Raw genomic sequence first — 13,107 nt, forward strand, 5'->3', positions numbered from 1 at the left:
AGGCGGGCGTCAGGATTGGTCCCAATAAGGCACCGCGCCAAACCGTTCGAGGAAGAAGTCGATCACTGCGCGAACCTTCACCGACAGGCGCCGACTGCCTGGCCAGAGAATGGCAATCTGCTGCGGTTCGAGGCTGTTGGAAACCTGGAAGTCACTGAGCACTTGCACCAGAGTGCCGCGGCGCAGTGCCTCGCCGATCAACCATGAAGGAAACATCACCAGGCCCATGCCTTGCTCGGCGGCCTGGGTCAGGGTGTCGGCATGGTTGCCGGTGAGCGCGCCCCTGACCGAGTAGGGCGTCCAGTCATCCTGCCCCTGACGGAAGAACCAGCGCTGCACGCCGGCATCGCCCTTGTACGCCAGGCATCGATGCTGGAGCAACTCATGGGGATGGGCAGGCGTGCCGTGGCGGGCGAGGTAAGCCGGGCTCGCCGCCACATGGAAACGCTGTGGTGCCACCACCCGGCCCTGCATGCTCGAGTCGTGCAGGGCGCCAATTCGAAACAGCAAGTCGGCGCCGGCCACGAGCGGGTCGACATAACTGTCGGTTTGCTGGATATCCAGTTGCAGTTTGGGGTGGCGTCGATGCAACTCGGCAATCCACGGCGACAGGTGCAGGTGACCGAACACCACCGGCGCGTTGATGCGCACCAGGCCGCTGGGTTCGCTTTGTTGTTCCTGCAGGGCCTGTTCCGCTTCCTCCGCCTGCACCAGCAACAGCCGCGCATGATGGGCCAGCAGACGGCCGGCTTCAGTCGGGGTAACGGCCCGGGTGTGGCGATAGATCAACTGCTGGCTGAGGGCCTGTTCCATGAGCTGGATCTGTCGTGAGATCGACGAAGGCGCGAGCCCTTCACGGCGTGCCACCTCGGAAAAACTGCCGTGGTCCAACACCGCGATAAACAGCCGCAGCGCCTTGAAGCTCAGTAGGTCGAGACCCTGCATGAACCATCCTGTTGTGCGATTTGCGCAAAAGAGTTGTCAGTAGATTCCCATTTTTCGCAACGAAGCACTAGCCGATACTGGCCGTCATTCTTTTTATTGCTGTGCAGGTACTCCATGTCATCGACTGCTTCATCAGAGGCGACCCCGCTCGCCGTCACGCCAGGGCCCAGCCCGATTTCCCGATTGTTACTGCTGCCGCTGGTGATCCTGGCCGGCATGGGGCTGTCCGTTGAAGCGGGCCTGCTGGGGCCGCTGGGCGCGCAAGTGGGGCATTTGTGGGCGACCCTGAGTATTTTCGGAGTCGGCTCGGCCATCCTGTTCTTGCTGTTACTGTTCAGTGGGCCGCAACCGGGACCCGCGTTGAATACCTTGCCGCGCTGGCAATTGATCGGCGGCTTGCTCGGACCGATCTATGTGGTGGTGCTGACTCTGGCTACACCCGTGATCGGGATTGCCATGACCATGATCGCGATCCTCGCCGGGCAGGTGGGCAAAAGCGTCCTGATCGACCATTTCGGCTGGTTCGGTACGGCACGCAAGACGGTCAATCACGAGCGCTGGCTGGCATTGCTGCTGATTGTCGTGGCGCTTGTCCTGATTGCGCGGGGTTGACCATGAATCTGCTGCTTTTAGTGTTGGTGGTAGGCGCCGGTGCCGTACTCAGTGTGCAGGCGGCAATCAATGGCCGACTCGGCCAGGCCGTAGGGGTGTTGCGCAGCAGTCTGCTGACCTTCGTGGTGGGGGCGATTACCACGGCCTTGTTGATCCTGTTCTTTGAACCGGCGCAGACCGTGAGTCTGCTCGAGGTGCCCAAGTGGCAGTTGAGCGGCGCCTTCTTTGGTGTGGTCTATATGCTGGTGATGGTCGGCGCGGTGCCCCGAGTCGGGACGGCCGTGGCGACGGTCGCAGTGATTCTGGGTCAATTGGGCATGGGCATGCTGATCGACAATTTCGGCTGGTTGGGCAATCCGCCGATCGAGTTGTCGGGCAGCCGGATGCTGGCCATGGCATGCCTGGCGTTGGCGCTGATCTTCATGTACCGCAGCAGCGTGCGCCAACCTGACTAGACCGTCAGTCACATCCGTGCAACCGACCTTCATTGAATGCGGTCTCTGTTGCAGAGGCGGCACTGTCGCCGTCTCTGGACGACCACATCAATGGAGTCATACCGATGAAAGCACAAGGCACCTGCGCCTGCCCCGATTGCAACTGCAAACTGGGTGAGCATTCGATTGTGCGACATGGCAAACATTACTGCTGCGAAGGCTGCGCGAAACATCATGAGCACGGCGAAGCCTGCACCACAGCCGGCTGCAAATGCGCCAAGGGCGCTCATGCTTGAGGACACTGCAAGTGCACGTGGAGCCGATCGGGCTCCACGTGTTTCAGGCGCTGGCGCGACTCACTGAGCAGGTCGCCAGGTGACGTTTTCGATGCCGAATTTCTCCGCCGTCGGTTTGCTGGTCTTCTTCACTTTTTCCCGGCCGAAGCGGCCAATCCGGCCCACCCCGGCGTCGCAACTGGCCCAGTGCCAGGCCTCGGCGTTATCCATCTTCTCCTGGCGGATAATGAAAGACTTGGGCACTCCGTGAAGGGTGTATTCAATGACGAATAATTTTGCGTTGATCATGTGCCGCTATTCCTCCCTGTCGTACTAGAGTGATTCCCCCTCGCGGGAAAAATTCATTCCAATTGCCGACCGGGCAGATTCGAAGCTGACGCGGGGCGCTGTTAGACTCTCGTCTCCTCAATCGCGAGATTTTCCATATGAGCGAGCCCATTCGTCTGACCCAGTACAGTCACGGTGCTGGCTGCGGCTGCAAGATTTCCCCACAGGTGCTCGAGGTGATTCTGGCCGGTAGCGGTGCGCAGAATCTTGATCCAAGACTCTGGGTGGGTAATGCCTCTCGCGATGATGCCGCGGTGTACGCCATCGATGACGAGCGTGGCGTGGTCTCGACCACCGATTTTTTCATGCCGATTGTCGACGATCCGTTCGACTTCGGCCGCATCGCCGCCACCAACGCAATCAGTGACATCTATGCCATGGGCGGTGACCCGCTGATGGCAATTGCCATTCTTGGCTGGCCAGTCAACGTGCTGGCGCCGGAAATTGCCCGGGAAGTCATTCGTGGCGGTCGTGCGGTGTGTGATGAGGCGGGGATTCCCCTGGCCGGTGGTCACTCCATCGATGCCCCCGAGCCGATCTTCGGCCTCGCGGTGACCGGGCTGGTGAGCAAGCGCCACATGAAGCGCAACGACACCGCCAAGGCCGGCTGCCTGCTGTACCTGACCAAGCCTTTGGGCATCGGCATCCTCACCACGGCGGAAAAGAAGGGCAAGCTGCGTGACGGCGACATTGGCCTGGCGCGGGACTGGATGTGCACCCTGAACAAGCCCGGCAGTCGCTTCGGCAAGCTCGAGGGAGTGACCGCGATGACCGATGTCACCGGTTTCGGCTTGCTGGGGCATCTGGTGGAAATGGCCGATGGCAGCGCCCTGACCGCGCGCATTGACTACAACCGCGTGCCACGCCTGCCGGGTGTTGAATACTATCTGGAGCAAGGCTGCGTGCCCGGCGGCACCCAACGCAATTTCGACAGTTATGCCAACCGGCTCGGGCGTATTCAGGAGCTGCACAAGTTGCTGCTGTGTGACCCGCAGACCAGTGGCGGCCTGTTGGTCGCGGTGACGCCGCAAGGCAACGACGAGTTCCTCGCGGTTGCCGCCGAGTTGGGTCTGGAGCTGGCGCCTATCGGCGAGTGGGTCGAGCGACAGGGCAACGCGGTCGAGGTGATCTGATGCCCATCGATATCACCGATTATCGGCAGATTTTCCTCGAGGATCGGCCGATGATGGATACCCGGGCACCCATCGAGTTCAGCAAGGGCGCGTTCCCCGGCGTGGTCAATCTGCCGTTGATGACCGACCTCGAGCGAGAGCGGGTCGGCACCTGCTACAAGCAGCAGGGCCAGCAGGCGGCCATCGTCCTTGGCCATCAACTGGTCAGCGCGGACATCAAGGCTGGGCGCATCCGGGCCTGGGCCGATTTTGCCCGGGCCAATCCCCAGGGCTGCCTGTATTGCTTCCGTGGCGGCCTGCGCTCGCAGATCGTCCAGCAATGGCTCAAGGATGAAGCGGGCATCGAATATCCGCGGGTCGTCGGCGGCTACAAGGCCATGCGAACTTTCCTGCTGTCGACCGTGGATGCAGCGGTCGCTGAATGTGATTTCGTGTTGCTCGGTGGCATGACCGGCACCGGCAAGACCGAGGTCCTCAACCGCCTGGCCAATGGCCTGGACCTGGAAGGGTACGCGAACCATCGCGGTTCAAGCTTCGGCAAGCGGGCGAGTGGGCAACCCTCGAACATCGATTTCGAAAACCGCCTGGCCGTCGATGTGTTGAAGAAACGCGCGCGGGGGCTGCAACAGTTTGTCGTGGAGGATGAAAGTCGCATGGTCGGCAGTTGCGCCTTGCCATTGCCCTTGCACCTGGGCATGCAGCGTTATCCCATGGTCTGGCTTGAAGACAGCCTGCAGGGGCGGGTCGAGCGTATCCTGCGCGACTATGTAATCGACCTGTGTGCGGAGTTTATCGTCGTACATGGCGATCATGGCTTCGCGCTGTTTTCCGAGCGTCTGCTGGAGAGCCTTAACAACATTCGCAAGCGGCTGGGAGGCGAGCGTCATCTACGATTGCTGCTTCTCATGGAGGCGGCGCTGGCCGAGCAGGCGCACAGCGGCTCGGTGGACTTGCACCGCGCCTGGATCGAAGGCTTGCTGAACGAATACTACGACCCGATGTACGCCTTCCAGCGGCAAAAGAAAGGCGCACGCATCGAGTTTTCCGGTGACCAGGGCGCAGTCCTCGACTACCTGCGCGAACGTGCCGAGCGCCAGTAGTCAGGGGGGCGGCGTTGCGCTACAGCAGCGCCGCGCCGATCAAGCCGCTGAGGATGCCGATCACTACGGTCAGTACGGCCACGGTGACCAGCACCCGGGTGTCGAAGTCTTTGCGCAGCATCAGCAGCGACGGCAGGCTGATGCTCGGCAGCGTCATCAACAAGGCAACGGCCGGTCCGGTGCCCATGCCCAGGGCCATCATGGTCTGCACGATGGGGATTTCAGCGGCCGTCGGAATCACGAACAAGGTGCCGACGATGGCCAGGGGGATCAGCCACCACAGGCTGTTGGCCATCGCGCCGTCGACATGGGGGAACAGCCAGACCCTGGCAGCACCCAGGAGCAGTACCGCCAGTACGTAGATCGGAATGGTGCTCCAGAACAGTTGCCACAATGTCCGTCCCCAGCGACTGAGGAAGGGTTGCGCGTCTGCGCCGCTGGCATCTGCCACCGCTGCCAATGCCGCCGGCGGTACCTGCTCGGGACGGGAAATGCGCTGGGCCACCAGCGACACACCCAACACCAGCACGATCCCCACCACCAGGCGCAAGGCACTGAAGCCCCAGCCAAGCACAAACCCCATGAACACCAGGGTGGCCGGGTTCAGTACCGGGTTGGCGATCCAGAACGCCAGCGCCGCACCCACCGAAACGTTTTGCCGGCGCATGCCGGCGGCCACCGGCGCGGCGCAGCAACTGCACATCATGCCGGGCAGGGCAAACAAGCCGCCGCGCAGGGTCGAGCCGAAACCGGCACGTCCGAAAAGACGCAACAGCCAGTCCCGAGGGATCAACACCTGCAACAGTGAACCGAGGATGACCGCCAGCACGGCGGCTTTCCAGATGGCCAGGAAGTACACCTTGGCGTAGGCCAGTGCGGCTGCCACTGGTGCACTCTGTTCATCGTTGAGGATGGAGGCGCCGATGCTGTGGCTGTCGGCGGCGGCAAACGCCTTGAGGTAGTAGGGCGACCACTTGACGTAATAGAGGCCGATGCAGGCCACCAATAGAAACAGCGCGGGTTTCCACCAGAGCGACCAGCCCCGGGCCGGGGCTGTCAGGGACTTGGTCATGTGCGGGTTCCGGGCAGTGGAGTCAGACTGCTTATATTAGCCTGTTGCCGCCGATGTTGGCCGTTGGTGGCAGGTGATCAGGTCGGGCAGGTCTGTTCGCCGTTGTCCAGGCCCTGGCGGTAATGCTGGCTTTGCAAGGTGGCCTTGCCGTTGTGCCAGGTCAGGGTGAGGACGTACAGCGAGTCGAAGTCGCCGGATTCCCAGTCGTCAGTGATCGACTGTTTGCCGCCGACGGCCTCGCGCGCCACCTTGTTGATCAACTCCGGCAGGTAGCCGTGGGACCAGGCGGTATAGATGGTCGAGTTGTGGTACTTGTCGTGCAGCAACTCGTCAGCCAGCTCACTGGTGTCGTTGGCCGAGAATTCGATGTTCACCGGCAATCCCAGTTTGATGGCGCTGGGGCTGATGGTCATCAGTGGGCGGATGTAGCTGTAGGAGTTATCGAACTCGCCTTCCTCGACGTTGCGGGTCGGATTGGCGGCGAACACGAAATCAGCCTTGCCGAACTTTTCCGGCAGCAGTTGCGCCAGGTCGATGGCGCGGTTCAGGCCCTGGCAATTGAGTTGACCCAGGCCGCCGGCGGGCTTTTCTGCATGTCGCAGAAACACCAGGGTCTGGGTGCCGTCGGCGGGTTGCGCACGGCTTTCGCTGGACTCCAGGGAGAGGAGCAGGGCACAGGTTGTCAACAAGGCGGGGAAGAACACGAAGGCGCGTTGCTTCAGGCGTTGGCTCAACTTTTGTGTGTTTCTCATCAGGTAATCGTTCTTCAGCACATTCAGGTTAAGGCTGACAAACCTTTCCACCGCAAGCTCCCGGCTTCGGATGGTTTTCCATGTCGTTGGGCGATTAGTCTTACAAACTCGCAGGCTTCAGAGTCCATTGACGGCCATTGGTTCGATAGGCGTCTGCGGGCGCGCACTTTATCCGGGGTGGCGTGCGTGCGCGGTGAAGGTTAGCGACAGAATGTTTCTGATTTAAGATGCCGGCCTCGGCGCGCAGGCGATAAGCTAGCGGCGGTATAGGTCGGCCGTGTGCCCCGGGCAAGGCCAAACGTCAGCCGTTAAACTGTCACTGGATGTGAATCATGACCGATTTGTCAGCTTTTCCGATTACTGAAAAATGGCCAGCGCAGTTTCCTGACTGGATTCAACTGTATTCCCTGCCGACACCCAACGGCGTGAAAGTCTCGATCATGCTTGAGGAAATCGGCTTGCCGTACGAGCCGCATCGGGTGAGTTTTGAAACCAATGACCAGATGTCGCCGGCATTCCTTTCGCTGAATCCGAACAACAAGATTCCGGCCATCCTCGACCCCCATGGCCCGGACGACAAGCCGCTGGCGTTGTTCGAGTCCGGCGCCATCCTGATCTACCTGGCGGACAAGAGCGGGCAGTTGCTGGCCCAGGAATCTGCGGCCCGCTATGAGACGCTGCAGTGGCTGATGTTCCAGATGGGCGGCATCGGCCCGATGTTCGGGCAATTGGGATTCTTCAACAAATTCGCCGGCAAGGACTACGAGGACAAGCGTCCCCGTGACCGTTATGTTGCCGAGAGCACGCGACTGTTGAAAGTTCTCGACGAGCGCCTGCAGGGCCGCGACTGGATCATGGGCGAGCGCTACACCATTGCCGATATCGCGATCTTCCCCTGGGTGCGCAACCTCATCGGCTTCTACGAGGCCGGTGAACTGGTGGGGATCAGTAACTTCCCGAACGTGACCCGCGTACTGGAGCGCTTCCTGGCCCGTCCGGCGGTGATTCGCGGCCTGGAAATCCCCAAGCCTTGACCACCCACCTTGCCACTGCGCTCGCAGTGGCAAGGTTCATCGCAGTGATCAGCGGTTGCTGGCCGCCAGCTTCAGGCCGAAGCCGATCAGCGCGAGGCTGGCCACGCGGGTGGCGATCCTGCGGGCCAGGGGAAAGGCTTTGAGGCGAACCGCAGCCGCGTTACCGATCAGTACCAGTGCGCCCTGGTAGAGCAAGCTGATCAGGGTGACATGCACCATCATTGCCACCAGGGTCATGCTCGAGCCCTCGGGGCTGATGAACAGCGGAAAAAATGCGACGAAAAACAGAATGACCTTGGGGTTGGTCAGGCTGATCACCAGGGCATTGCGCAAGTAACGCCTGGCGGAGCGTTTTGGCTCGGCCTCAGCGCTATTGCGAGCCAGCGGATTGCGCAGCATCTGCAGCCCCATCCAGCACAGGTAAGCGGCACCAAACCATTGCAGCGCCTGGAACATCAACGGGTTTGCATGCATGATCGCCGCCAGTCCAGCGACGGCGGCAATCATGTACAGGGCATCGCCGATCAAGGTGCCGATCACCGCGCCAAATCCGGCGCCGATCCCATTGCGGGCGGTGGCGTTGAGGATGGCAAAGGTGCCGGGGCCGGGCATCAATTGAAAGATCACGATCGCAGCGATGAAGCTGCCGTAGTTCTGGATGTCAAACATTGGGGGCTCACTCCGTATCCTTCGGGGTTGTCACAGCTCAGGTTAGTCCAACGCTGACGGGGCGTCTGTGGACGCAGTGAGCTTCGCTCGCCGTTACCGGATCTGCAACAAACTGTTTCCTGATCTGCATTTGTCACCTGTGGGGTGACGGGCATAAGCTCGCTGCCTTGTGCCGTTCCCTTGTGCAAGGAAATCTCCCATGACCAGTCAATTCCCCGAAGCCCGTCCTCGTCGCCTGCGGCGCACCCCGCAGTTGCGCAGCCTGTTCCAGGAAAGCGAATTCAGCCTAAACGACCTGGTGCTGCCGATCTTTGTCGAGGAAGAAATCGACGATTTCGTACCGATTACCAGCATGCCCGGCGTGCGGCGGATTCCGGAGTCGAAACTGGCAGGGGAGATCGAGCGTTATGCGCGGGCGGGGATCAAGTCGGTGATGACCTTCGGTGTGTCCCATCATCTGGACGGCCATGGCAGTGACACCTGGCAGGAGAACGGCCTGGTGTCGCGCATGGCGCGGATCTGCAAGGACGCGGTGCCGGAAATGATCGTCATGTCCGACACCTGTTTTTGCGAGTACACCGACCATGGTCATTGCGGCACCTTGCACGGCGGCGAAGTCGACAACGACGCGACCTTGATCAATCTGGGCAAGCAAGCCGTAGCGGCGGCCCGCGCTGGCGCCGATGTGATTGCTCCCTCGGCGGCCATGGACGGCCAGGTCCAGGCGATTCGCCGGGCGCTGGACCAGGCCGGCTTCAGCCAGACTTCGATCATGGCCTATTCGACCAAGTTCGCTTCGGCGCTTTATGGCCCGTTCCGTGAAGCGGGCGGCAGTGCGCTGAAGGGTGATCGCAAAAGTTATCAGATGAACCCGATGAATCGCCGCGAAGCGGTGCGTGAGTCGCTGCTCGACGAGCAGGAGGGGGCCGACGCGCTGATGGTCAAGCCCGCCGGTGCGTACCTCGACATCATCCGCGATATCCGCGAAGCCTCGCGCCTGCCGCTGGCGGCCTATCAGGTCAGCGGCGAGTACGCGATGATCAAGTTCGGCGCGGCAGCGGGTGCCATCGATGAAGAGCGGGTGGTGCGCGAAAGCCTGGGCGCGATCAAGCGCGCGGGGGCGGACCTGATTTTCACCTACTTCGCTATGGATCTGGCGCTCAGCGGGATCTGATTCAGCCGAGGTAAGGCCTGATCCCGTGATCTCGAAAGTAGCGCTCGATGACTTTCGGGTCGCTGGACAGGTCGGCGATGGCCACGTAGGTGTCCGGTCGCAACAGATAAAAGCCGTTGCGCGCCAGGCCGGCTTGCTCGTGTACTGGCAGCCAGGCGAAAACCTGCAGCGGCAGATGGTGTTCGGCGCACCAGGCGCGCATTTCGTCGCTGGTATCACCGTACACATGCACCTGCCAGTCGAGGCTGCTCAGGCTGGCAAAGTTGTCGTGTTCGGCGTCTTGCGCCCAGGGCAGGCGGTCGCCACCGAACACGGCGCCGGCATGCCCGGCACTCAGCGCCATACCCCGGTAGTTCAGGGTGATCTGCGACACGGTGCGAAACAGAAATTCCCGCGCCCGTTCCAGGCCGACCATCTTCGGTAACAGGTAGGGCGCAACGCGCGTGCGCATCACATCCGCCAGTGCGCCGTCGGCGGTGACAAAACTGAATACCCGGTCGGTGGTGGCCACCAGCTTGTGGGCGAAGGCGATGCGTTCGCCTTCATAACTGTCGAGCAAGCTGCTTCGGGCGCCGCCATTGAGCACCGCCGCGAGCTTCCAGGCCAGATTGATCGCATCGCCAATCCCGGTATTCATGCCCTGGCCGCCGACCGGGCTGTGCACATGGGCGGCGTCGCCGAGCAAGAAAGCCCGGCCAAGGCGAAATGTTTCGGCGACCCGGTGATGCACGCGGTAGGTGGAGAACCAGTTGAGGCGCCTGACCTCGACTTGCATGTGCTCGATGGCGCGACGGCTGACGTCTTCGAAGCGCAGCGTCTCGGCCTGTTCGGCACGCTCATCGCGCACGGTGCCGATCAAGCGTGCGCGACCCTCGCCCGCCATCGGAAAGACCGCGAGAAAGTCCGCTTCATCGAGGTCCACGTGCAACTCGCCGTTGAAGGCCGGGCCGCTACCGTCGACATCCGCCACGTAGAATACTTGCTGGTAGGTACCTCCCGGGAAACCGATGTCGAGGGTCTTGCGCACGATGGAGCGGGCACCGTCGCATCCGGCCAGGTAACAGGCCTGGCAGGATTGGGGCTGGCCGTCGGGTAGGCGCAGTTGCGCATGGATGCCGCCGTCGTCCTGGGTAAAACCGAGCAGCTCGGTGTCGCGCTCGACCTCGACGCCGAAGTGCTGCAGGCGTTCGATCAGCAGCTGTTCATGTTGGTCTTGTGGGAATATCTCCAGGAAGGAGTAGGGCGTGAGGTCCTGGCCGATAGTCGCGAATGGCAGGTGGGCGACTGGCTTGCCCTTGACCCACAGGTTCGCTGCCGGGACTTTATGACCGTTGGCGACCACACTCTGGCTGAGGTCGAGTTGTCGATAGAGTTCAAGGGTGCGGGCCTGGACCGCCAGGGCGCGGGACGTGGTACCTGGGGCGCTGGTCTTGTCGAGGATGCGCACGCGGATCCCCAGTTTGCTCAGCCACAGCGCCAGTACCAGGCCGGTGGGGCCTGCACCGATGATCAAGACGTCGCTGCGGTTCATCGTGGTGCCCTCTTATGAACCTGATGTGGCCTGCAGGCGTGGCGAACTCGGCAGAGGGTCGAATGTCAGAAAGCCGCGAACCATTTTATATTGAAGAGCAAGGTCGCTTGCTTTTCCACTGGCAGAAGTCCGAGGTTGGTGTGTGCACATGCCCGGTACGTCAAAAGGACACTTGAGTCACGCCATGCCATTCAATCCATTGATCATCAGCCTGTTGCTGCTGTCGTTGTTGGCCGGTTGCGCCAGCCAGGGCACTCGCCAGGCGCCGCCGAAACCGGCACAAGTCAAGGCGCAGATCGTCGCGCTGCTGCCGCCCAGGACCCAGGACCGCGAAGGCTGGGCCAACGACATCTATAGCGCTTTCGAGACGCAGTCGATCCCGGCCACGACGCAGAATCTGTGCTCCGTGCTGGCAGTGACCGAGCAGGAGTCGACCTTTCAGGCGGATCCTAAGGTGCCGGGGCTGGGCAAGATCGCCCGGGATGAGATCGATCGGCGTGCCGCCAAGGCGCACATCCCCAACTTTCTGGTGCGCACGGCCCTGGAGGTCAGCTCGACCAATGGAAAAAGCTACAGTGATCGGCTCAATGCAGCGCGCAGCGAAAAGGAACTGAGTGCCATCTTTGACGATTTCATTGGCCGGGTGCCGATGGGCAAGACCCTGTTCGGCGGTTTCAATCCGGTGCATACCGGCGGTCCGATGCAGGTCAGCATCGCTTTTGCCGAACAGCATGCGCGTGACTATCCCTATTCGGTGGATGGCTCGATTCGTCGCGAAGTGTTTACCCGGCGGGGCGGTATGTATTTCGGCATCGCCCATTTGCTCGGCTATCCGGTGAGCTACCGCGTGCCGCTATACCGCTTTGCCGATTTCAACGCCGGGTGGTATGCCAGTCGAAATGCGGCGTTCCAGGCCGCACTCAATCGCGCAACCGGTGGTTCGCTGGCGTTGGATGGCGACTTGATTCGTTACGGCTCGCTGCTGCCGGGTTCGACTGAGTTGGCGGTGCGTGGATTGGGCAAGCGCCTGGGGATGCGCAATAGCACCATTCGCGAGCAATTGGAGTTGGGTGACAGTCTCGCATTCGAGGACAGTAAGCTCTACAAGCGTGTCTTCGAACTGGCCGATAGCGCCCAAGGTTCAGCGCTGCCGAGGGCGGTGTTGCCGGGTATTGAACTGCACAGTCCGAAAATAACCCGCAAACTCACCACGGCCTGGTTTGCCAAGCGGGTCGATGAGCGCTATCAGCGCTGCATGACGCGAGCCGGGAGCGGCGGGGGGTAACGCAAGGCGAAAAAAAGCCCGGCTTGATCAGCCGGGCTTTTTCGTTGAGTACTTCGGTCCAGCGATTCATGCATGGTTCTGAGTCAGGCGATCGGAGCCGCCTTCGGCGACGCGGTTCTGTTGCAGGCGATCGGAGCCACCTTCGGCAACGCGGTTCTGCTGCAGACGATCGGAGCCGCCTTCGGCAACGCGGTTCTGTTGCAGGCGATCGGAGCCGCCTTCGGCAACGCGGTTTTGTTGCAGACGATCGGAGCCACCTTCGGCGATGCGATTCTGTTGCAGACGGTCAGAACCGCCTTCGGCAATCACGGGCTGGTGCTGGGAAGTGCTGACGGCTGGTACCTGGGCAGCGGCAAACACGTTAGTGGCGAGGACGGAGAAGGCGAGGCCGAGAATGATTTGGCGTTTCATGAGTGTGTGCTCCGGGGTGTTGTGGGTGGGTATGGAGCAGATGTTACGCGTCACGATTTTTAAGAGAACTTCATTGGGTCGATGGTGAACATCGACGGCAATGATGGTGTTAATGGGTTGCAGCATACGTCGGTGATGGCAGTGGGGGAGGGCGTGTTCTTCTATATAGGTAGCATTGCTCCGGCCGCCGGTTTTCAGCGATTTGATAGAAAAACCAAATTAGCAGTTGACGGCAGATTTCATGTGTCTATAATTCGCCCCACTTCCGGCGCAGTCGAAACGGAAAACTCCTTGGTAAACAACGAGTTACGCAGTTTTCGGCAGTCAGTGTT

Annotated in this window: 15 protein-coding genes and 1 pseudogene; 9 read left to right on the top strand and 7 right to left on the bottom strand. The window is 61.2% G+C overall.

From position 1 onward, the window contains the following. Positions 1 to 9: 9 nt before the first annotated feature. Complete coding sequence (locus ACZYR5_RS20160) at positions 10 to 945, bottom strand: LysR family transcriptional regulator (protein ID WP_489091205.1); 936 nt, start codon at positions 943 to 945, stop codon at positions 10 to 12. A gap of 114 nt (positions 946 to 1,059) precedes the next feature. Here ACZYR5_RS20160 and ACZYR5_RS20165 point away from each other — a divergent pair, with 114 nt between their 5' ends. The 3 genes from ACZYR5_RS20165 to ACZYR5_RS20175 all read left to right on the top strand — a co-directional run bounded on the left by ACZYR5_RS20165 (position 1,060) and on the right by ACZYR5_RS20175 (position 2,287). Next, entirely contained in the window at positions 1,060 to 1,557 is a 498-nt protein-coding gene (locus ACZYR5_RS20165) for a DMT family transporter (protein WP_489091206.1), read from the top strand. A 2-nt stretch (positions 1,558 to 1,559) separates the two neighbouring features. Further along, positions 1,560 to 2,012 carry a DMT family transporter gene (locus ACZYR5_RS20170; protein WP_489091207.1) on the top strand — a complete coding sequence of 151 codons (453 nt, stop codon included), beginning with the start codon at positions 1,560 to 1,562 and terminating at the stop codon, positions 2,010 to 2,012. Between the two features lie 104 nt (positions 2,013 to 2,116). Next, positions 2,117 to 2,287 carry a metallothionein gene (locus ACZYR5_RS20175; protein ID WP_489091235.1) on the top strand — a complete coding sequence of 57 codons (171 nt, stop codon included), beginning with the start codon at positions 2,117 to 2,119 and terminating at the stop codon, positions 2,285 to 2,287. Positions 2,288 to 2,347: 60 nt separating this feature from the next. Here the strand turns inward: ACZYR5_RS20175 and ACZYR5_RS20180 are convergent, their stop codons facing one another. After that, positions 2,348 to 2,575: a DUF6555 family protein gene (locus ACZYR5_RS20180; protein ID WP_489091208.1), complete on the bottom strand. Its 228-nt coding sequence runs from the start codon at positions 2,573 to 2,575 to the stop codon at positions 2,348 to 2,350. Positions 2,576 to 2,712: 137 nt separating this feature from the next. On the opposite strand from ACZYR5_RS20180, the gene selD reads away from it, so the two are divergent. Both selD and mnmH read left to right on the top strand, forming a co-directional pair. Then, positions 2,713 to 3,747: a selenide, water dikinase SelD gene (gene selD, locus ACZYR5_RS20185; protein WP_489091209.1), complete on the top strand. Its 1,035-nt coding sequence runs from the start codon at positions 2,713 to 2,715 to the stop codon at positions 3,745 to 3,747. Continuing rightward, a complete protein-coding gene (mnmH, locus tag ACZYR5_RS20190) occupies positions 3,747 to 4,847 on the top strand; it encodes a tRNA 2-selenouridine(34) synthase MnmH (RefSeq protein WP_489091210.1) in 1,101 nt (366 codons plus the stop codon). The genes selD and mnmH overlap by 1 nt, the downstream gene beginning before the upstream one ends. Positions 4,848 to 4,866: 19 nt before the next feature. Here the strand turns inward: mnmH and ACZYR5_RS20195 are convergent, their stop codons facing one another. After that, positions 4,867 to 5,919: a permease gene (locus ACZYR5_RS20195; RefSeq protein ID WP_489091211.1), complete on the bottom strand. Its 1,053-nt coding sequence runs from the start codon at positions 5,917 to 5,919 to the stop codon at positions 4,867 to 4,869. A gap of 77 nt (positions 5,920 to 5,996) precedes the next feature. Beyond that, positions 5,997 to 6,671 carry a hypothetical protein gene (locus ACZYR5_RS20200; protein ID WP_027618832.1) on the bottom strand — a complete coding sequence of 225 codons (675 nt, stop codon included), beginning with the start codon at positions 6,669 to 6,671 and terminating at the stop codon, positions 5,997 to 5,999. Between the two features lie 332 nt (positions 6,672 to 7,003). Here ACZYR5_RS20200 and ACZYR5_RS20205 point away from each other — a divergent pair, with 332 nt between their 5' ends. Beyond that, entirely contained in the window at positions 7,004 to 7,705 is a 702-nt protein-coding gene (locus ACZYR5_RS20205) for a glutathione binding-like protein (RefSeq protein WP_489091212.1), read from the top strand. A 48-nt stretch (positions 7,706 to 7,753) separates the two neighbouring features. Here the strand turns inward: ACZYR5_RS20205 and ACZYR5_RS20210 are convergent, their stop codons facing one another. Continuing rightward, the gene (locus tag ACZYR5_RS20210) at positions 7,754 to 8,374 is read right to left on the bottom strand and encodes a LysE family translocator (protein ID WP_489091213.1); all 621 of its coding nucleotides are present in this window, start codon (positions 8,372 to 8,374) and stop codon (positions 7,754 to 7,756) included. 199 nt (positions 8,375 to 8,573) lie between these two features. On the opposite strand from ACZYR5_RS20210, the gene hemB reads away from it, so the two are divergent. Beyond that, entirely contained in the window at positions 8,574 to 9,548 is a 975-nt protein-coding gene (hemB, locus tag ACZYR5_RS20215; protein ID WP_489091214.1) for a porphobilinogen synthase, read from the top strand. Position 9,549: 1 nt separating this feature from the next. Here the strand turns inward: hemB and ACZYR5_RS20220 are convergent, their stop codons facing one another. Then, on the bottom strand, positions 9,550 to 11,079 hold the full coding sequence (locus ACZYR5_RS20220) for an FAD-dependent oxidoreductase (RefSeq protein ID WP_489091215.1): 1,530 nt from the start codon (positions 11,077 to 11,079) through the stop codon (positions 9,550 to 9,552). 184 nt (positions 11,080 to 11,263) lie between these two features. Here ACZYR5_RS20220 and ACZYR5_RS20225 point away from each other — a divergent pair, with 184 nt between their 5' ends. Then, positions 11,264 to 12,364, top strand: a complete 1,101-nt coding sequence (locus ACZYR5_RS20225; protein WP_489091216.1) for a DUF1615 domain-containing protein — start codon at positions 11,264 to 11,266, stop codon at positions 12,362 to 12,364. Positions 12,365 to 12,439: 75 nt separating this feature from the next. Here ACZYR5_RS20225 and ACZYR5_RS20230 read toward each other — a convergent pair. Beyond that, positions 12,440 to 12,775, bottom strand: a pseudogene (locus ACZYR5_RS20230) (phage infection protein); the annotation flags it as partial. Positions 12,776 to 12,859: 84 nt separating this feature from the next. Here ACZYR5_RS20230 and ACZYR5_RS20235 point away from each other — a divergent pair. Beyond that, positions 12,860 to 13,107 (top strand): hypothetical protein (locus ACZYR5_RS20235; protein ID WP_489091217.1); only part of this gene is annotated, 248 nt, incomplete at its 3' end.

The sequence above is a fragment of the Pseudomonas sp. F007 genome (assembly GCF_057814275.1).